Source organism: Agromyces sp. NPDC127015, from assembly GCF_042725165.1.
In the GTDB taxonomy this organism is placed as follows: domain Bacteria; phylum Actinomycetota; class Actinomycetes; order Actinomycetales; family Microbacteriaceae; genus Agromyces; species Agromyces chromiiresistens.
Window position 1 is genome coordinate 255,310 of sequence record NZ_JBHXDI010000001.1, and the last position, 19,540, is coordinate 274,849.

General features: G+C 71.9%; 18 protein-coding genes. 8 read left to right on the plus strand and 10 right to left on the minus strand.

Annotation, left to right across the window (positions count from 1 at the left end):
• The first annotated feature begins 44 nt into the window (after positions 1-44).
• The 5 genes from ACFWGP_RS01095 (at position 45) to ACFWGP_RS01115 (ending at position 5,515) form a co-directional block, all read left to right on the plus strand.
• Complete coding sequence (locus ACFWGP_RS01095; RefSeq protein ID WP_231429128.1) at positions 45-416, plus strand: YccF domain-containing protein; 372 nt, start codon at positions 45-47, stop codon at positions 414-416.
• A gap of 125 nt (positions 417-541) precedes the next feature.
• Positions 542-2,272, plus strand: coding sequence for a sensor histidine kinase (locus ACFWGP_RS01100; RefSeq protein ID WP_231429129.1), 1,731 nt, complete (start codon positions 542-544; stop codon positions 2,270-2,272).
• Positions 2,260-2,916 carry a response regulator transcription factor gene (locus ACFWGP_RS01105; RefSeq protein ID WP_275505970.1) on the plus strand — a complete coding sequence of 219 codons (657 nt, stop codon included), beginning with the start codon at positions 2,260-2,262 and terminating at the stop codon, positions 2,914-2,916. Before ACFWGP_RS01100 ends, ACFWGP_RS01105 begins: the two co-directional genes overlap by 13 nt.
• Before the next feature lie 143 nt (positions 2,917-3,059).
• Entirely contained in the window at positions 3,060-3,980 is a 921-nt protein-coding gene (locus tag ACFWGP_RS01110) for an alpha/beta hydrolase (RefSeq protein WP_275505969.1), read from the plus strand.
• A gap of 113 nt (positions 3,981-4,093) precedes the next feature.
• Positions 4,094-5,515, plus strand: a complete 1,422-nt coding sequence (locus tag ACFWGP_RS01115; RefSeq protein WP_376929945.1) for an MATE family efflux transporter — start codon at positions 4,094-4,096, stop codon at positions 5,513-5,515.
• A gap of 118 nt (positions 5,516-5,633) precedes the next feature.
• On the opposite strand, the gene ACFWGP_RS01120 is transcribed toward ACFWGP_RS01115, so the two are convergent.
• The 10 genes from ACFWGP_RS01120 to ACFWGP_RS01165 form a co-directional block, all read right to left on the minus strand.
• Positions 5,634-6,863 (minus strand): amidohydrolase, encoded by a 1,230-nt coding sequence (locus ACFWGP_RS01120; protein ID WP_376929946.1) that lies wholly within the window; start codon positions 6,861-6,863, stop codon positions 5,634-5,636.
• A 33-nt stretch (positions 6,864-6,896) separates the two neighbouring features.
• Positions 6,897-7,973, minus strand: coding sequence for a LacI family DNA-binding transcriptional regulator (locus ACFWGP_RS01125; protein WP_231429134.1), 1,077 nt, complete (start codon positions 7,971-7,973; stop codon positions 6,897-6,899).
• A 71-nt stretch (positions 7,974-8,044) separates the two neighbouring features.
• On the minus strand, positions 8,045-8,476 hold the full coding sequence (locus ACFWGP_RS01130; RefSeq protein WP_231429135.1) for an SRPBCC domain-containing protein: 432 nt from the start codon (positions 8,474-8,476) through the stop codon (positions 8,045-8,047).
• A gap of 116 nt (positions 8,477-8,592) precedes the next feature.
• Positions 8,593-9,777 (minus strand): glycine C-acetyltransferase, encoded by a 1,185-nt coding sequence (locus tag ACFWGP_RS01135; protein WP_231429136.1) that lies wholly within the window; start codon positions 9,775-9,777, stop codon positions 8,593-8,595.
• Between the two features lies 1 nt (position 9,778).
• On the minus strand, positions 9,779-10,822 hold the full coding sequence (tdh, locus tag ACFWGP_RS01140) for an L-threonine 3-dehydrogenase (RefSeq protein WP_231429137.1): 1,044 nt from the start codon (positions 10,820-10,822) through the stop codon (positions 9,779-9,781).
• A 128-nt stretch (positions 10,823-10,950) separates the two neighbouring features.
• Positions 10,951-12,141 (minus strand): Gfo/Idh/MocA family protein, encoded by a 1,191-nt coding sequence (locus ACFWGP_RS01145; RefSeq protein WP_231429138.1) that lies wholly within the window; start codon positions 12,139-12,141, stop codon positions 10,951-10,953.
• Between the two features lie 49 nt (positions 12,142-12,190).
• Entirely contained in the window at positions 12,191-13,222 is a 1,032-nt protein-coding gene (locus ACFWGP_RS01150; RefSeq protein WP_231429139.1) for a LacI family DNA-binding transcriptional regulator, read from the minus strand.
• A 70-nt stretch (positions 13,223-13,292) separates the two neighbouring features.
• Positions 13,293-14,195 (minus strand): carbohydrate ABC transporter permease, encoded by a 903-nt coding sequence (locus tag ACFWGP_RS01155; protein WP_275505963.1) that lies wholly within the window; start codon positions 14,193-14,195, stop codon positions 13,293-13,295.
• On the minus strand, positions 14,188-15,162 hold the full coding sequence (locus ACFWGP_RS01160; RefSeq protein ID WP_231429141.1) for a carbohydrate ABC transporter permease: 975 nt from the start codon (positions 15,160-15,162) through the stop codon (positions 14,188-14,190). The genes ACFWGP_RS01155 and ACFWGP_RS01160 overlap by 8 nt, the downstream gene beginning before the upstream one ends.
• A 4-nt stretch (positions 15,163-15,166) precedes the next feature.
• Positions 15,167-16,441, minus strand: a complete 1,275-nt coding sequence (locus ACFWGP_RS01165) for an ABC transporter substrate-binding protein (protein ID WP_376929947.1) — start codon at positions 16,439-16,441, stop codon at positions 15,167-15,169.
• Positions 16,442-16,706: 265 nt separating this feature from the next.
• Between ACFWGP_RS01165 and ACFWGP_RS01170 the strand changes: the two genes are divergently transcribed.
• The 3 genes from ACFWGP_RS01170 (at position 16,707) to ACFWGP_RS01180 (ending at position 19,505) form a co-directional block, all read left to right on the plus strand.
• Entirely contained in the window at positions 16,707-17,963 is a 1,257-nt protein-coding gene (locus ACFWGP_RS01170) for an MFS transporter (protein ID WP_275505961.1), read from the plus strand.
• 44 nt (positions 17,964-18,007) lie between these two features.
• The gene (gene nucS / locus ACFWGP_RS01175; protein ID WP_231429144.1) at positions 18,008-18,703 is read left to right on the plus strand and encodes an endonuclease NucS; all 696 of its coding nucleotides are present in this window, start codon (positions 18,008-18,010) and stop codon (positions 18,701-18,703) included.
• Between the two features lie 127 nt (positions 18,704-18,830).
• The gene (locus ACFWGP_RS01180) at positions 18,831-19,505 is read left to right on the plus strand and encodes an HAD hydrolase-like protein (RefSeq protein WP_231429145.1); all 675 of its coding nucleotides are present in this window, start codon (positions 18,831-18,833) and stop codon (positions 19,503-19,505) included.
• Positions 19,506-19,540 lie beyond the last annotated feature (35 nt).

The window sequence follows — 19,540 nt, forward strand, 5'->3', positions numbered from 1 at the left end:
CAACAGCCTATGCTCGGCTTCCGGCGCATAGGCTGAGGATCGACATGAAGACGCTGCTGAACATCATCTGGCTCGTGCTCTCGGGCATCTGGCTGTTCCTGTCGTACGTGCTCGCGGGCGTCGTGATGTGCATCCTGATCGTGACGATCCCGTGGGGCATCGCGTCGTTCCGCATCGCGATGTACGCCCTGTGGCCGTTCGGCCGCACGGTCGTGCAGAAGCCGACCTCGGGCGCGTGGTCGTTCATCGGCAACGTGATCTGGGTCATCCTCGCCGGCTGGTGGCTCGCGCTCGAGCACATCGTCACGGGCCTGCTGCTCTGCATCACGATCATCGGAATCCCGCTCGGCATCGCGAACTTCAAGCTCGTGCCCGTCTCGCTCGCGCCCCTCGGCAAGGAGATCGTCGACGCCTGAGCCGTCGGCTCGCCCCCGCTCGCCCGACCCTCCTGACGGGGATGACGCGATCCAGGTCCATTCCGTTCGCCGACGGCCTCGGCCAAGATGGGGCTGGGCGCCGGGTCGGCGCGGGGCGGAGGGGCATGGCATCGGACTGGTCGGCGCCCCCGCTCGCACGATCGCTGGGCGCCGCGCTCACCCTCATGATGGTGCTCGGCGTGCTGTTCGCCGCGCTCGAGTTCGCGCTGCTCCTCCCCATCCCGCCCGAGTTCTGGGTGATCGCCCTGTTCCCCGCCGTCGCGCTCGTCTGGTTCGTCGCGGGAACGATCGCGTGGCGCCGACGGCCGAGCAGTCGCACCGGCCTGCTCATCTGGGTCGGCGGCATCTCGCTGCTCGCCGGAGGCCTGCTCAACACCGGCATCCAGTTCGGCATCGTGGTCGGCAGCGTCTTCGCGACCGTCATCGTCGCCGTCATCGTGCACCTGCTGCTCGCCTTCCCGTCCGGCCGACTGCCCGACCGGACCTCCCGCGCGATCGCGCTCGCGGGCTACTTCGTCGCGCTCGTGCTGCAGACCCCGGTCTACGTGTGGGGCATGGGCCTGTTCGCCCCCGCGATCCCGGCGAACTCGGAGCTCGCGACGATCGGCGGCGAGGTGCAGCGGTGGGCCGGGCTCGTCGTCGTCGTCGCGACGGCGGTCGTGCTCGGCATGCGGCTGCGCGCGACGTCGCCCGGCCGCCGGCGCGTGCTGGTGCCGCTCTACGGCTACGGCATGGCGTCGGTCGTGCTCATCCCGGCGAGCGCGAGCCTCGACGTCGCCCTGCCGGTGCCCGCCGTCGTCGCCGTCCAGCTCGCGCTCATCGCCGGCGTCGCCGTCGCCTTCACGGTCGGGGTGCTCGTCGGCGGCTTCGAGCGCACGGCCGAGCTCGAGGAGCTCGCGGCGTGGCTCGGCACCGAGTCCGGACGCGAGCCGCTGCGGTCCGCCATCGCGCGCGCGCTCGGCGATCCGAGCGTCGAGCTCGTCTACTGGCTGCCGGTGCGCGAGGGATTCGTCGACGAGCAGGGCATCGGCGTCGACCCGCCCGACGATCCCGGTCGCGGCTTCGCCGTCATCGAGTCCGACGGCGCCCCGGTCGGCGCGATCGTGTACGACGCCAGGCTCGTGGGCGACCAGCAGCGCGTGCAGGCCGTCGGCCGGGTCGCCGCGATCGCGATCGCGCGCGAACGGCTCACGACCGAGCTGCGAGCGAGCCAGACGGCGCTGCGGCACTCGCGCGTGCGCCTCGTCGAGGCGGCCGACCGGGAGCGCGCCCGCATCGCGAAGGACCTCCACGACGGGCTCCAGGTGCAGCTCGTGCTGCTCGCACTCGAGGCGGGGCGCATCCACGACGACGCGCAGGTCGAGGCCGTCCGCGATCGTGCGCTGCACCTGCGTCAGGGCATCGAGGAGGCGGCCGACGAGCTGCGCCGGCTCGTGCACGAGGTGATGCCGTCGGCGCTCGTCGAGCGCGGACTGGTGCTCGCCGCGGAGGACCTCGTCGACCGGATGCCGATTCCGACGACGTTGCGCGCCGAGGGACTCGACGCGCCGCTGTCGCCGACCGTCCTGAACGTCGCGTACTTCGTCGTCGCCGAGGGACTCGCCAACACGGTCAAGCATGCGCGCGCGGCATCCGCGTCGGTCAGCCTGACCCGCGAGGGCGACGTGCTCGCCGTCGAGATCGCCGACGACGGCGTCGGCGGGACGGGCGTGCATCGCGGCCGCGGGCTCGCGGGGCTCGCCGACCGCATCGATGCGGTCGGGGGCAGGATGTCGCTGCGGAACGTCCCCGGCGGTGGCACGAGCCTCAGGGCGGAGCTGCCGTGCGGGTCGTGATCGCCGAAGACGAGACCCTGCTGCGGCAGGGGCTGCGACTGCTGCTCGAGGAGGGCGGGTTCGAGGTCGTCGCCGCGGCGGGCGATGCCGACGAGCTGCTCGGCGCCGTCGACGCGCACGGGCCCGATCTCGTGATCACCGACATCCGGATGCCGCCGTCGCACAGCGACGAGGGCCTGCGAGCGGCCCTCCGCATCCGGAACGAGCGCCCCGACATCGCGATCGTCGTGCTCTCGCAGTACGTGCAGCGGCGCTACGCGCTCGAGCTGCTCGGGGGCGAGGCATCCAGGATCGGGTACCTGCTGAAGCAGCGGATCGCCGATGTCGGCGCGTTCCGCGACGACCTCCGCCGCGTCGCCGAGGGCGGCACGGCGCTCGACCCCGAGGTGGTCGCGGTGCTCATCTCGCGCGCCGGGCGCGGCGGCGGCGACGTGCGGCGACTCACGCGCCGCCAGCGCGAGGTGCTCGCCTACATGGCGGAAGGTCGGAGCAACGCCTGGATCGGGCAACGGCTCGTGCTCACCGAGAAGGCGATCGTGCAGCACACCTCGGGCATCTACGACGCGCTCGGGCTGCCCGTCACGGCCGACGATCACCGCCGGGTGCTCGCGGTGATCCGGTACCTCGACGGCGCGGCCGACTGAGCGAGGCGTCGCGAGGCCCCGACCCCCGTTCTGGGTGCCGCCGCCGCGGCGAATGGCGACATGGGTCCATGTCGGCGGCGGCGACGCGCGAGGAGAGTGTGCGATGCGCGCCCCTACGCGAGCCACTCCCGGAAGGATCATCCATGGCTCTGTCGACCTCCGTCCAGATGACGAACGCCGCGCTCAGCGCGGTGCGCACCGCCGACCGCGTCTCGCCCGCACTCGCCGCGGGCATCGCCGGCCCCATGTTCGAGCGCACGCGCCCGTCGCGCGTCGTGCATCCGAGCGAGCAGCCCGTGCACCTCGCCGCCGAGCGGCACCCGCTGCCGCTGCCGCACGGCGACGGCGTGCTCTACGAATGGGGCACGGGCCCCCGCACCGTGCTGCTGGTGCACGGCTGGCGCGGCCGCGCCTCGCAGTTCGCGCCGATCATCCGCGAGCTGCGCGCCGCGGGCTTCCACCTCGTCGCATTCGACGCACCGGCGCACGGCGACGCGGCGGGCCGGCGCACCGACATCCGTTCGTGGGTGGAGGCGATCAACCGGCTGCACCTCAAGTACGGCCGCTTCGAGGCGATCATCGGCCATTCGCTCGGCGCGCTCACGACGATGACCGCGGTGCGCGACGGCGTCTCGACGCGCGGTGTCGTCGGGCTCGCGCCGATGTCGTCGGGCCGCTACCTGTTCGACGCCTTCGCGCACGGCGTCGGTCTCAGCGAGCAGGCCGCCGCGATCCAGCGCGAGCGCTACACCCGGCGGGTCTTCCCCGACGCGTCCGACCCGTGGCGTCGTTTCGACACGCTCGCCGCACCGCTGCCGGCGTCGGTCGAGCTGCTGCTGCTGCACGACCGTGAAGACCGCGAGATCGACGCCGCGCAGAGCGAGCTGCTGCACGCAGCGCACGGCGACCGGTCGAGGATGCTGCTGTCCAGCGGATCCGGTCACGTCAGGCTGCTCGGGGCCGACCGCACGCTCGACGCCGTCACGGCCTTCGTCGGCGGCGGCGTCGCCGCGGTCGACCGCATCGAGCGGGGCGAGGAGCGGAGCGTGCGCACCGCCGCGTGAGCCGGGCCGGCGCGCAGCCCGAGCGCCGCGCCGGTTCCCGAAGACGACCGGATGCCGGAGCGCCCCGGCCGGCATCCGGTCGTGTCACCGGCCCGACGTAGGCTCGAGGGCACATGAATCGCTCCGACGCCTCCGAACCGGGCACCGCCGGCACCACGGGCTCGTCGACCGACCCGACCGACCCCGCCGCGAGCTCCGCGGCCGCACGGTCGGCGGGGCGCGCCGTCGACCGCGACATCCTCCGCCTCGCGATTCCCGCGCTCGGCGCGCTCATCGCCGAACCGCTGTTCCTGCTGGCCGACACGGCGATGGTCGGCCACCTCGGTGCGGAGCCCCTCGCCGGGCTCGGGCTCGCGAGCGCGGTGCTGCAGACGATCATCGGGCTGATGGTGTTCCTCGCCTACGCCACGACGCCCGCGGTCGCCCGCAGGCTCGGCGCCGGCGACCTGCGCGGCGCGGTCGCGTCGGGCATCGACGGGCTCTGGCTCGCCCTCGGCATCGGCGTCGTGCTCGCCGTCGGCGGGTGGTTCGCGGCACCGTGGCTCGTGGGGCTGTTCGGGGCGACGAGCGAAGTCACGGCCGAGGCATCCACGTACCTGTCGATCTCGATGGGCGGCCTGCCGGCGATGCTGATCGTGTTCGCGGCGACCGGACTCCTGCGCGGCCTGCAGGACACGAAGACCCCGCTCTGGGTCGCGGGCATCGGCTTCGCCGTCAACATCGCGCTCAACTACGTGTTCATCTACGTCGCGGGGTGGGGCATCGCGGGCTCGGCCGTCGGCACGGTGATCGCGCAGTGGGGCATGGTCGTCGTCTACCTCGTCGTCGTCGCGACGCACGCGCGCCGGGCGGGGGCGAGCCCGTGGCCCCACCACGCCGGGGTGCTGCGCGGGGCGAAGTCGGGCGGCTGGCTGTTCGTGCGCACCGCGAGCCTGCGCGTCGCGCTGCTGCTCGCCACCTGGGCGGCGACCTCGCTCGGGTCGAACGAGCTCGCCGCGTTCCAGGTCGCGATGACGATCTACTTCACGCTCGGTTTCGCGCTCGACGCGCTCGCGATCGCCGCACAGGCCCTCGTCGGGCGAGGGCTCGGCGCCGGCGACGTTACGGCCGTCCGGCGCGTGCTGCGACGCTGCATCGAGTGGGGCATCGGGTCGGGTGCGGCCATCGGGGCGCTGCTCATCGCGCTCGCCTGGGTGCTGCCCGGGCTGTTCACGAGCTCGGCCGAGGTGGCCGCCCTGCTGCCGCCGGCGCTCGTCGTGCTCGGCCTGTCGGCACCGCTCGGCGGCCTCGTCTTCGTGCTCGACGGCGTGCTCATCGGCGCCGGCGACGCCCGCTACCTCGCCTGGACGGGCCTCGTGAACCTCGCCGTGTTCGTGCCGCTCGCCCTCGGCGTCGCGTCGGTGGCCCCGCCGGGTGCCGCGGGGCCCGCCTGGCTCATGGCGGCGTTCGCCATCGGCTACCTGGCGGCGCGCGCGGTGACCCTCGGGCTCCGGGCGCGCGGCGAGCGGTGGATGGTCACGGGCGCGCCCGCCTGACCTCGACCGGGCCGGTCACGCCCGCTGCCCCGCTGAAGGAGGTTCTCGCGCGAGAGCGAGGTTGCAACTCGCTTCAGGCGCGACGACTCACTTCAGGCGCATCGAGACGACCGCGGGTCTACCCGACCGACGCACCGAGCCACTCGCGCGCGGCGGCGACGAGGGCCGCGACGCCGCTCTCGAGGGTCGGGTCGATGACCGGCGCGAACTTCGGCGAGTGGTTCGAGGGCAGGTTCTCGGGCAGTCGCCCCGCGGCGAGCGCGGCCGGGTCGAACAGCGACGGGTCGAACCCGCCGAGGAACCAGTAGACGAGCGGCACGCCCGCGGCGGTCGCGAAGACGCCGACGTCCTCGCTGCCCGAGACGACGCCCGGGTCGAACACCCGCCCCTCGCCGAGCGCACGGCGCAGCGCCGCGGCGGTGCGCTCCGAGGCATCCGCGTCGTTGACGGTGGCCGGGAACCGCGCGCCGTAGTCGAAGTCGGGGTCACGAGGGGCGCCCGAGGCGGCCGCTTCGCCCGTCGCGATGCGCTCGATCGCGGTGAGCACCTTCGTGCGCACCGACTCGTCGAAGCTGCGCACGTTGATGCCGAGCATCGCCTCGGACGGGATGATGTTGTGCTTCGTGCCGGCGTGCAACTGCCCGACGGTGACGACGGCGGCATCGGTCGCGGCGATCTCGCGGGCGACGACCCCCTGCAGCCGCACGGTGATCGCCGCGGCGAGCAGCACCGGGTCGATCGTCGCCTCGGGGCGCGAGCCGTGGCCGCCGACGCCGTGCACGCGCACCGTCAGCTCGTCGGCCGCCGCCATCGCGACGCCGGCGTGCACGCCCGCGAATCCCGCGGGCAGCGGGGCGACGTGCTGGCCGAGCACGATGTCGGGCCGGGGCACGCGGTCGAAGAGGCCGTCGGCGACCATCGACTCGGCGCCGCCGCCGAGCTCTTCGGCGGGCTGGAAGACGACGACGAGCGTGCCCGACCACCGGGAGCGCTCGGCGGCCATCCGTTCGGCCGCACCGAGCAGGCACGTCACGTGCACGTCGTGGCCGCATGCGTGCATCACCGGCACGTCGTTGCCGTCGGCGTCCGTCCCGCGTGCGGTGCTGGCGTATGGCAGTCCGGTGTCCTCGAGCACGGGCAGCGCATCCATGTCGGCGCGCAGCAGCACCTTCGGGCCGGCGCCGTTCGCGAGCACGCCCGCGACGCCGGTGGTGCCGAGCCCCGTCACGACGTCGAAGCCGAGCCCGGTCAGGGTCTCCGCGACGATGGCGGCGGTGCGGTGCTCCTGGAACGAGAGTTCGGGGTTGGCGTGCAGGTCGCGGTAGATCGCTGCGAGGTCGAGGCTCATGCGGTCAGCCTACGACCGGCCCTCGCTCTGCCCTCAGCGGGCGGGCGGCGGGGCGGTCGTGTCGCCGACGTGCAGGGTGCTCGTGAAGCAGACCGACTCGGGCGACTCGCCCGCGAGCAGGCTCACGACCGCCTCGCCGGCGGCCCGCCCCTTCGCGACCGACGGCTGCGAGAGCGTCGTCAGGTCGTGCTGCAGCCCGTCGACGCGGATGCCGTCGAACCCGATGACGCTGAGCTCGGCCGGCACGGCGATGCCGAGCTCCTCGGCGGCGCGGATCACGCCGGCCGCGAGCAGGTCGCTCTGCGCGATGATCGCAGTCGGACGCGTCGCGGGGTCGGCGAGCAGCGCGCGGGCGGCCTCGAGGCCCTCTTCGATCGAGCTCGCCCCGGCGACCTGGCCGGTGATGTCGGGGAAGATCTCGCGGGCCCCCGCGAGCCGGTCGCGTGCGGTCGCCGCGGTGCCCGACTGCTCGAGCTCGGGGGTGAGCGGCCCGCGCGTTCGCGCCGCGTCGAAGGGCAGCGTCACGAGTGCGACGCGCGTGTGCCCGAGCTTGCGCAGGTAGTCGGCGCCCCGCCGGGTGGCCTGGTGGTTGTCGATCGAGATCTCGGGCAGGCCCTCGCCGGTGTCGCCCTCGATGGCGACGGCGGGGATGCCTCGGCGCCGGAGCGCCTCGATCGACACCGCGAGTCGCGGGCTGCACCCGATGAGCACGACCGCATCGACGGGGGCGCTCTCGATGTTGACGGCGTTCTCGCCGGGTTCGCCGGTGTCGGTGAGCAGCAGCAGGCCGGCGCCGAGCGGGGCGATGCCCTCGGTGATGCCGTCGAGCATCTGGATCTTCACCGGGTCGAGGAACGCCGCTCGCACCCGCTCCTCGAGCACGACGCCGACGATGCCCGACCGCCCCTGCCGCAGCGAGCGGGCGCGCGGGTCGGGCCCGCCGTAGCCCAGCGCGGCGGCCGCGTCGAGCACGCGCTGCTTCGTCGCGTCCGAGACGGGGCCGGACCCGCTGAATGCGAGCGAGGCCGTCGACGCGGAGACGCCGGCCTTCGCGGCGACGTCGGCGAGCGTCGGCCGGGAGGCGGCCGGGGCTGCGGGTTCGGGCTGCATGCGCCCGATTCTAGGCCGAATCGATTCGAAGACGTCCGGGCCCGCCGCCGCACCGCGTCGCGACGGCGGCGTCAGGCCTGCTCCGAGAGTTCCTTCACCTTCGCGACGAGCGTGTCCCACATCGCCTTCGAGTGCTGCGCGGCCTCGGCCGTCGGATTGTTGTCCTGGGTGAGCGTCAGCTCGGTCGCCCCGCCGGCGTCTCGCAGGGCCCAGGTCAGGGTGTGGTGGTGCTCGGGCGCATCGGCCTCGCCGCTCAGCGGGCTGAAGTGTGTGTGCACGAGGCGCTCGGGCGGTGCGAACTCGAGCACGACGCCGTGGTCCTCGTAGGGCTTCCCCTCCCAGACTCCGCGCCAGCGGATCGGGCCGCCCACCGACCAATCGGTCACGAGTTCGGTGCCGAACATGAACTCACGCGCCGCGGCCGGGTCGGTCACCACCGCCCAGACGCGCTCGCGCGGCGCGTCGATCGTGATGCTCGAGACCGCATCGAAGTGCCCAGCCATCATCGTCTCCCCTCGCTTCGTCGCCGAACGGCGATCTCCGCTCATGGTTCGGGATTCAGGCTACGCCGGGCCGATCGCGCCGGTCTTGCAGATACGCGACACCGGCGGCGCCGGCCTCAGCCCGCCGCGACGGCGTCGCGCGCCTCGGCGAACGCGGCCACGCAGCGGCGGATCTCGTCGTCGGAGTGCGCCGCCGAGAGCTGCACGCGGATGCGCGCCGCGCCCTTCGGCACGACCGGGTACGAGAAGGCCGTGACGAACACGCCGCGCTCCTGCAGCGCGTCGGCGATGCGCGCGGTGAGCGCGGCGTCGCCGAACATGACGGGCACGATCGGGTGCTCGCCCGGCAGCAGCTCGAACCCCGCGGCATCCATGAGCTCGCGGAAGAGGGCCGCGTTCGCGTTCAGCCGCGTGCGCAGCTCGCCCGAGGAGGCGAGCAGCGACAGCGCCTCGAGCGTGCCGGCGACGATCGCGGGCGCGAGCGTGTTCGAGAACAGGTACGGGCGGGCGCGCTGGCGCAGCAGGTCGACGATCTCCTGGCGGGCCGCGACGTAGCCGCCCGACGCGCCGCCGAGCGCCTTGCCGAAGGTGCCGGTCGTGATGTCGACCCGGCCCTCGACGCCGCAGTACTCGGGCGTGCCGCGACCGCCTGCGCCGACGAAGCCGACGGCGTGCGAGTCGTCGACGAAGACGAGCGCGCCGTACCGGTCGGCGAGGTCGCAGATCTCCCGCAGCGGTGCGATGTAGCCGTCCATCGAGAAGACGCCGTCGGTCACGATCACCGTGCGGCGGGCACCGGATGCCTCGACCAGGCGGGCCTCGAGGTCGGCGAGGTCGCGGTTCTTGTACCGGAACCGCTGCGCCTTCGAGAGCCGGATGCCGTCGATGATCGACGCGTGGTTGAGTTCGTCGGAGATGATCGCGTCGTCGGGACCGAACAGGGTCTCGAAGACCCCGCCGTTCGCGTCGAAGCACGACGAGAAGAGGATCGTGTCGTCGTAGCCGAGGAACTCGGACACCCGCCGCTCGAGCTCGAGGTGCTGCTCCTGCGTGCCGCAGATGAACCGCACGCTCGCCATGCCGTAGCCCCACTCGTCGAGGCCGCGGTGCGCGGCGGCGACGATGCGGGGGTCGTCGGCGAGGCCGAGGTAGTTGTTGGCGCAGAAGTTGAGCACCTCGCGGCCGGCGACCTCGATCTCGGAGGACTGCGGGCCCCGGATGCCGCGTTCGCGCTTGGTGAGGCCCGCGGCCTCGATCTCGTCGAGTTCCGCGCGCAGCTGCGCCTTCACGTCTCCGTACATCTCAGACCTCCGTCCAGTCGAGGATGACCTTGCCGACGCCGCCAGAGGCGGCCACGTCGAACGCCTGCCGCCAGTCGCGTGCGGCGAAGCGGTCGCTGATGATCGACGCCACGCGCGAGCGCAGCTCGCTCGAGGTCTGCAGCATCGCCGACATCGAGTTCCAGGTCTCGAACATCTCACGGCCGTAGATGCCCTTGAGGGTCAGCATGTGGGTCACGACCTTGCCCCAGTCGATCGCATAGGGCTCGGAGGGCAGGCCGAGCATCGCGATGCGGCCGCCGTGGTTCATGTTCTCGATCATCTCGGGCAGCGCCTTCGGCGACCCGCTCATCTCGAAGCCGACGTCGAAGCCCTCGCGCATGCCGAGCCGCGACTGCACCTCGCGCACGCGCTCCTTCGAGACGTCCACGACCGCGTCGGCGCCCATCTCCATCGCCAGTGAGAGCCGCGACGGCGAGACATCCGAGGCGACGATGAACCGCGCGCCGACGTGGCGGGCGACCGCGATCGACATGAGGCCGATCGGGCCGCAACCCGTGACGAGCACGTCTTCGCCGACGACCGAGAAGGCGAGGGCGGTGTGCACGGCATTGCCGAACGGGTCGAAGATCGCGCCGACCTCGGGGTCGACGGGCGAGTGGTGCACCCACACGTTCTCGCCCGGGATCACCACGTACTCGGCGAACGCGCCGTCGCGGTGGAGGCCCACGCCCTGCGTGCGGATGCACATCTGACGGCGGCCGGCACGGCAGTTGCGGCACATCCCGCAGACGACGTGCCCCTCGCCCGACACGCGGTCGCCGACGGCGACGTCGTGCACGAGCTCGCCGACCTCGACGACCTCGCCGTAGAACTCGTGACCGGGGATCAGCGGAGTGCGGATCTCGGACGCGGCCCAGTCGTCCCACTTCTCGATGTGCAGGTCGGTGCCGCAGATTCCGGTGCGCAGCACCCGGATCTTCACGTCGGCGGGACCGGGCTCGGGCTCGGGCCGTTCGACGAACTCGAAACCGGCGCCCGGGGCGGCTTTGTAGAGGGCCTTCATCGCTTCGAAAACTCCGTTGTTCGGCGCACGAACCGCTGGGTGCGGCGGCTCATGCGAGTGGTCCGGTGGGTGCGCCGGATGACTCAGCCATCGTACCGGCGCGAGGTCGGGGTCGGCGGCGGGACGCCTCAGGCCGGCGTCGCGGCCGGCTCGACCTGCCCGGCCTCGAAGTACGCGACGAGTGCGGGGTCGAGCGGCGGCACCTCGAGCGTGCCGCCGTCGCTGCGCAGCGACTCCGTCGCCCGGATGCCGACGGCGACCGCCTCGCGGGCTGCGACCGGCGAGGTCTCGGTGAGGCCGCCGTCGCGCACGAAGCGGAGGAACTCGGCGACGAGCAGCGCGTCGGCGCCGTCGTGCCCCACGTCCTCGGGCGACTCGGGCACGATGAAGGTCTCGTCGGCAGGCGCCGCGCCCTGGTGGCGGCGGTTCCAGAGGCCGACCTCGGAGCCCGAGACGTCGCCGAAGTTCTCGATGCGGCCCTCGGTGCCGATGACGGTGTAGTTGCGCCAGTAGTCGGGCGTGAAGTGGCACTGCTGGTAGCTCGCGAGCACGCCGTTGCCGAGCCGCATGTTGACCATCGAGATGTCCTCGACGTCGATCACCGGGTTCAGCCCGGTCTGCGCGGTCGGCGGCCAGTTGTCGAGGCTGAACCAGTCGCGCATCCGCTCGCCCGCGCGGTCGCGCCGGTCGTCGATGTCGCCGTAGACGCTGAGCGAGCCCATGGCCTGCACCTCGGTCGTGTAGGCGCCCGCGAGCCAGTGGATGACGTCGAGGTCGTGCGCGCCCTTCTGCAGCAGCAGGCCCGTGGTCTTCTCGCGCTCGGCGTGCCAGTCCTTGAAGTAGAAGTCGCCGCCGTTGCCGACGAAGTGGCGGCACCAGATCGCCTTGACCTCGCCGATGCGGCCCTCGAGGATCAGCCGGCGCATGAGGAGCACGACCGACATGTGGCGCATGTTGTGGCCGACGTAGAGCCGGGTGCCGGTGCGGCGGGCGGTCTCGAGGATCGCGTCGGCGTCCTCGACGGTCACGGCGAGCGGCTTCTCGCAGAAGACGGGCACCCCCGCCTCGAGCGCCGCGATCGCGACCGACGCGTGCTGGTGGTCGGGGGTCAGCACCATCACCGCGTCGACGCCGCTCGCGAGCAGCTCGTCGAGCGAGTCGGTGACGGTCGCCTCGGGCAGCGCCGCACGCGCCTCCGCGCGCGAGCGCTCGGACAGGTCGCAGACGCCCGTCACGCGGGAGCCCCGTCCGGGCCGGTGCGCCTCGTGCACGAGGGTCGCGCGCGCGCCGAAGCCGACGATGCCGATGTTCAGATCCACGGGGTGGTGCTCCTTCGAGTCTTCCTGCGCGAGTTCGCGTCGCAGGGGGTCACAGCGTGCGCACCGCGCGCGGCGGTGCGTCCAGATCGGTCGAGCCGCCCGGGACGAGCGACCAGGGGAATTCGTGCAGGCGGGGCTCGGTCGCGCCCGAGTCGAGGGCTCGCGCGACGATGATCTCGGCCTGCCTGCGATAGAAGTCCGTCGGGCCGACGGTGGTGAGGGTCGGGGCGATCGACTGCGCGTCGGGGGTGTTGCCGACGCCGATCACGGCGACGTCGTGCGGCACCCTGAGGCCCAGCATGTGCGCCGCGTTGATCGCCGCGATCGCGGCGAAGTCGGTCGTCGCGTAGATCGCCGTGGGGCGGTCGTCGCGCGAGAGCAGGGCGACCGCCGCGGCGAACGCGCTCGCCTGCGTGTTCGCGTAGGTCGCGGTGTGCTCGGGCACCACGGGCAGCCCGCGCTCGCGCATGCGAGCGAGGTACGGGGTGTACCGCGAGTGCTCGGGTGCACGCACGGCGTCCTCGGCCACGAGGCATCCGATCGCGGTGTGCCGTTCGAGCAGGTGGTCCATCGCGAGGTAGCAGCCGGGGATCGCGTCGGAGCGGATCACGTCGTAGCCGTCGGGCTCGAGCGTCTCGCTGAAGACGACGAGCCGCTGGCCGCGTTCGGCGAGCGCCTGCAGGTGGCGCCTGACCTCGTCGCTGCCGACCGCGGCGTCGAGGTAGGCGACGTCGCTCTCGACCCGTTCGAGCGCGGCGTACCAGTCGCCGTCGGCCAGGATCAGCGTCGTGAGGCCGTGCCGGTTCGCCTCGTCGTTGACCGCGGCCGCGACGGCGAGCGACCACGGGTCGCTCAGCATGTGCAGCGAGAGCTGCACGGTGTCGCTGCGGCCGGTGCGAATCGTGCGGGCGGCGCGGTTGGGCCGGTAGTTCAGCTGCTCGGCGGCCTCGAGCACGCGCTTGGCCGTCGCCTCGGCGACGCCCGAGCCGCCGCCGGAGCGGCCCGAGAACACGTACGACACCGTCGCCGTCGAGACGCCGGCGAGCTCGGCGACCATCCGCAGCGTGGGGCGGCGGCGCACGTTCGTGCCCCCTGCCGGGCCGGAGCTTCCGTGCGCCGTCGCGCCTCCCGCATTCGCCCGCACCATCACGTCACCCCTTCGTTCCCGAGAACGCGATGCCCTGGATGAACTGCTTCTGCAGGATCATGAAGGTGACCAGCATGGGCAGCGTCGCCAGCAGTGCGCCCGCCATCAGCACAGGGTAGTCAGTGCCGTGCAGGCCGACGAGCTGCGACAGGCCCACCGAGAGCGGCATCTTCTCGGGGTCGGTCGTGACCACGAGGGGCCACAGCAGGTCGTTCCACGACCACAGCACCGTGAACACCGTGAGGGCGACGATGCCGGGCTTGGCGAGCGGCACCATCACGCGCCAGAACGTCTGCCAGGGGTTCGCACCGTCGATGCGGGCCGCCTCCTCGAGCTCGGCCGGCATCGACATGAAGAACTGCCGCATGAGGAAGGTGCCGAAGGCGCTGAAGATGCCCGGCACGATGAGCGCCTGCAGGGTGTTGAGCCAGCCCAGGTTCTGGATGATCTCGTACTGCGGCAGCAGGTAGAGCTGCGAGGGCACCATGAGCACCGAGAGGAACAGCACGAAGACGACGTTGCGGCCCCTGAAGGGGATGCGCGCGAAGGCGTAGCCCGCCATCGTGCACAGCACCACCTGGCCGACGGTGCGGCCGACGGTGAGCAGCACCGAGTTGAGGAACATCTGGCCGAACGGCATCGACTCGAAGACCTCGGCGAAGTTCGTCCACACCCACGGATCGGGGAACACCACGGGCGGCACCTGCACCGAGTCCTGGAACGTCTTGAACGCGGTCAGCGTCTGCCACACGAACGGGAAGACCATGAGCACCGCGCCGCCGGCGAGCAGCAGGTGCACGACCCAGTGGCCGCGGTTGCGGCCGCCGCGGGTGCGGGCGGGGCGAGGGGCGGATGCCTCGGGCGGGGCGCCCGTCATGGCACGGGTGTCGACGGCGAGGTCACTCATAGTGCACCCACTTCTTCTGCAGACGGAACTGCACGACCGTCAGGATGAGGATGATGATGAGCAGCAGGAACGCGATCGCGGCCGCGTACCCCTGCTGGTTGTCGAGGAAGCCCGCCTCGTAGAAGAGGTAGACGATCGTACGGGTGCTCGGCATCGCGGGGTTCGACCGGCCGAGCATCATGTAGATGAGGTCGAAGACCTGCAGCGCGCCGATCACGCTGATGACGCTCACGAAGAAGATGCTGGGGCTCAGCAGCGGGATCGTGATCGAGAAGAACTTGCGCATCGGACCGGCGCCGTCGAGGTCTGCGGCCTCCATCACCGTGTCGGGGATGCTCTGCAGGCCCGCGAGGAAGATGACGATGTTGGTGCCGAGGCCGGCCCAGATGCCGACGACCGCGATGGCGACGAGGGCGGTGTTCGGGTCGGTGAGCCAGCTCTTGCCCTCGATGCCGAACACCGCGAGCGCCGCGTTGAGCACGCCGTAGTCGCCGTTGTAGATCATGCGCCAGACGAGCGCGATCGCCGCGGGCATCGTCACGACGGGGATGAAGTAGAGGGTGCGGTACACGCCGCGCCCGCGGAGCCCGGTGGTGTTGAGCAGCGCGGCGATGGCGATGGCGATCGGGATGCCGACGAGCGCGATCACGGTGTAGACCGCGGTGTTGCGGAGCGCCCCGATGAGCTCCGGGTCCTGGAAGAGGCGGACGTAGTTGTCGAGGCCGACGAACTGGGAGCCGCCGAACGGGCCCGACTCCGTGAACGACATCAGGAAGGTGCGCACGGTCGGCCACAGGTAGAAGGCGAGGAGGCCTGCGGCGGTCGGACCGATGAAGAGCAGCGCCCACCACGGCGACTGCCCGGGACCCCGGCCGCGTCGCCGCCCCCGGCCGGGAGCGGCCTCGGGCCGCTCCCGGTCGAGTTCGGAGATCGGCGCGCTCGTGCGCTGCGCGATCAGGTCGGACATGGGATTACTCCGACTCCGCGTCCAGCGCGGCCTGCATCTGCTCGGCGAGCTGCTGGAGGCCCTCCTCCGGCGAGACCGTGCCGGCCCAGACCTGCGCGAGGACCTCGCTCTCGATCGACGTCCACGCCGAGGTGTTCTTCGAGACGGGGTAGGCGACGGCCGTGTCGAGCGCGTCGATGTAAACCTGCAGGTCGTACTGCGGGAGCGCGTCGACCCACGCCTGCTGGGTGCCGTTGAAGGCCGGGATGACCGTGCCGGTCTCCGCCTGGATCTCGGCGGCCTGCTCCGAGCTCGCGAAGGCGGCGAACTGCTTCGCGACGTCGACGTGCTCGCTCTTGGCGTTGGCGACGTTGCCGATGCCGTGGATCACGCTCTGGTTGCCGGTGGCGCCCTCGGCGAGCGGCGCGACGTCGACCTTGTCGGCGATGTCGGCGTTGTCGGCGTACGCGACCGCGGCCCATGAGCCGTTCTGGAACATGGCGACCTTGCCCGAGAGGAAGAAGTCCTCGGGGTTCGTGTCGGTCATCTGCTGGGCCGTCGGTGAGGAGCCGGCCTCGATGAGGTCGGTCCAGAGCTCGATGCCGGCGAGGGCCTCGGGCGACCCGTAGCCCGACTCGGTACCGTCGGCGTCGATGACCTCGCCGCCCGCCTGGGCGATCGAGTTGTAGAAGTTCTCCTGGCCGTACTGGCTCGCGGCGATGCCGTACTGGCCCTTCGCCGGGTCGGTCAGCTTCGCGGCGGCGGCCTTCAGGTCGTCCCAGGTCCAGCCGGCCTCGGGGTAGGCGACGCCCGCCGCGTCGAAGAGCTCCTTGTTGTACCAGAGCGCGACGGTGTCGAAGTCCTTGGGCGCACCGTAGAGCGCGCCGTCGTAGGTGTACAGGTCGATGAGTCCCTGCGGGTAGTCGGCGGCGTCGATCCCCTGGTCGTCGAGGGGCGCGAGCACGCCGTTCGACGCGTAGAGCTGGAAGTTCGGACCGTTCATCCAGAACACGTCGGGCGCCGATCCGCCCGACACCGAGGTCTGGAGCTTCGTGAAGTACTCCTTGTACGGCGTGAGCTGGATGTCGACCGTCACGTTCGGGTGCTCCTCGGTGAACGCCGAGGCGATCTCCTCCATCGCGGGCTGCTGGTTCTCGTCCCAGATCCCGTACGTGATGGTGACGTCCTCGCCGTCGCCTCCGTTCGAACCCGAGCCGCTGCAGGCGCTCATCGCGAGCGCCGCGGTCGCGGCCACGGCCAGCGCGGCGGCACCGCGGCGGGTGATTGCACGTCGAAGCATCCGATCCTCCTTTGGATCTGTCTCTCTGGTGAAGGGTGCGGGTGCGGAGCCCGCGAGTGTTAATCGTTTAGCTAAACGATTAACACGTGACTGTAGGGGAGGCCGGAGGCCGACGCAAGCGCGAGCCGCCGATTGCGGACGATCGGCTCGGCCGCGGCTTGCGGGCGATCCCGCGGGCGGCTAGGGTTCTCGACGAGTCGAATCGATTCGACTCGTCCGATCGCCCACCGGAACCCCACCGCCGACCTGAGAAGCAGCACCGACCATGACCGAGACCTCCGGCAACGCCGCGCCGACGACGCGCCCCGCTCACGAGCTCGTCGCCTGGCGCAACGCGATCTTCGCGATCTTCTTCCTCTCGGGGCTCAGCATGGCGAGCTGGGTCGCGCGCATCCCCGCGATCCGCGACGACACCGGGCTCAGCACCCAGGGCGTCGGGCTCGTCATCCTCGGCGGCTCGATCGGCTCGATCCTCGGTCTCGTCGCGGCCCCCTGGCTGCTCGCGCGCCTGGGCGCCCGCCTCGGCATGATCGCCGCACTCGTGACCGTCTCGGTCGGGCTCGTGTTCGTCGGCGTCGGCGGCTCCCTGCTGCCCGCCGTGCCCCTCGTCGTCATCGGGCTCGTACTCTTCGGCCTCGGCAACGGCGCGGTCGACGTGATGATGAACGTCGAGGGCGCCGAGGCCGAGCGCGAGATCGGCCGCACGGTGATGCCGCTCATGCACGCGTTCTTCTCGTTCGGCACGGTCGCGGGTGCCGCGGTCGCCGCCGCCGCGTCGGCGATCGACGTGCCGGTGTCGATGCACCTCGGCGTGATGGCACTGCTCATCGCCGCCAGCATCCTCGTGGCCGTGCGCTACGTGCCGCTGCGCGCCGAGGTCGGCGACGACACGCACGCCGGCGCACCCCGGCCGCCGTGGACCGAGCGGCTCAAGGCGAACCTCGCCGTGTGGGGCGACGTGCGGCTGCTGCTCATCGGCGTCATCATGCTCGGCATGTCGTTCGCCGAGGGCTCGGCCAACGACTGGCTCGCCCTCGCCGTCGTCGACGGCCACGGCTTCGACGCCACCACCGGCGCGCTCATGTTCGGCGTTTTCACGGTCTCGATCACGGCCGGCCGGGTCGTCGGCGGTCCGATCCTCGACCGGTTCGGGCGCGTGCCCGTGCTGCGCACGCTCGCGATCATCGGCATCGCCGGGCTCTCGCTCTTCATCTTCGGCACCGAGACGTGGATGCTCGTCGTGGGCACCGTGCTGTGGGGCCTCGGCTCGTCGCTCGGGTTCCCGGTCGGCATGTCGGCCGCGGCCGACCACCCGACCGACTCGGCGGCGCGCGTGAGCGCCGTCGCGATCATCGGCTACTGCGCCTTCCTTGCCGGGCCGCCGCTGCTCGGCTTCATCGGGCAGCACTTCGGCATCCTCAACGCGCTCCTCGTGATCCTCGTGCTGCTCGTGCTCTCGGCGCTGGCGGCGCCGGCCGCCCGCGAGCAGACGCGGCCCGCGGCATCCGGCTCGCAGGCCTGACCGTGACCTGCGCGCCCGCGCGCCCCCGCCGGTAAACTCGTCGGGTGCGTCTCGTCATCGCCCGCTGCTCCGTCGATTACGCGGGGCGGCTGCAAGCCCACCTCCCGCTGGCCACCCGGCTGCTGATGGTGAAGGGCGACGGCAGCCTGCTCGTGCATTCCGACGGCGGCAGCTACAAGCCCCTCAACTGGATGAGCCCGCCGTGCACGCTCGAGACGGCCGAGCCCGACGACGAGCAGCGCGAGGCCGGCATCGCCGAACTCTGGACGGTCACGCACAAGAAGACCGCCGACCGCCTCATCGTCTCGATCCACGAGGTGCTGCACGACACCTCGCACGAGCTCGGCATCGACCCCGGCCTCCAGAAGGACGGCGTCGAGGCGCACCTGCAGAAGCTGCTCGCCGAGCAGATCGAACTGCTCGGCGAGGGACACCGGCTGGTGCGCCGCGAGTACATGACGGCGATCGGCCCGGTCGACATCCTGGCGACGGATGCCTCGGGCGCGAGCGTCGCGGTCGAGCTGAAGCGACGCGGCGACATCGACGGCGTCGAGCAGCTCACCCGCTATCTCGAGCTCATGAACCGCGACCCGCTGCTCGCGCCGGTGTCTGGCGTGTTCGCCGCGCAGGAGATCAAGCCGCAGGCGCGCACGCTCGCCGAGGACCGCGGCATCCGCTGCCTCGTGCTCGACTACGACGCCATGCGCGGCGTCGACGACGGGCATGCTCGGCTGTTCTGACGACGGACTGCGTCGGCCCGTCTGGACTGGGACGCTTGACCCAGTTTCCTGAGCGCGGGCTGCCGGTTCTCTGTGATCCCGCGGCGATGCGAGCAATGCTCGCATTCGATGACCCTAGGATGTCACGGTGACCTCCCCCGCACCCATGCTCACCCGCACCTGGTCGGCGGTGCTCTTCGACCTCGACGGCACCATCATCGACTCGGCCGCCGACATCACCGCCTCGCTCGCGCACACGTTCTCCACGCTCGGGCTGCCCGTTCCCGACGACGCGACGCTGCGCTCGTACGTGGGCCCGCCGCTGACGGAGGTGTTCGGCGCCGGCCACGGCCTCGAGGACGCGCTGGCCGAGGAGGCCGTCGCGACGTATCGCGCGCACTACGCCGACCACGTGCTGTCATCGCCAGTGTTCCCCGGCGTGCGGGGCCTCCTCGAGCGGCTGCACGCCGCGGGCGTGCCCGTTGCGCTGGCCACGTCGAAGCCCGAGCACACCGCACGCGCGGTGCTCGACAACGCCGGGCTCAGCGAGTACTTCACCGTGATCACCGGGGCCACCACCGACGGCACTCGTGCCACGAAGACGGCCGTCGTCGCCGAGGCGCTCCGCCGCCTGCAGGCGGAGGGCGTCGACACGTCGCAGTCGGTGATGGTGGGCGACCGCAGCCACGACACGATCGGCGCGCTCGCGAACGGCGTTCCGACCATCCTCGTCGAGTGGGGGTACGGCTCGCCCGCCGAGGCCGACGACGCCATGGCGATCGTGCATTCGACCGACCAGCTGCGCGGCCTGCTCGTCGGGTAGCGAGGCGACGCTCGAGCCCCTTCGCACTCCCACCG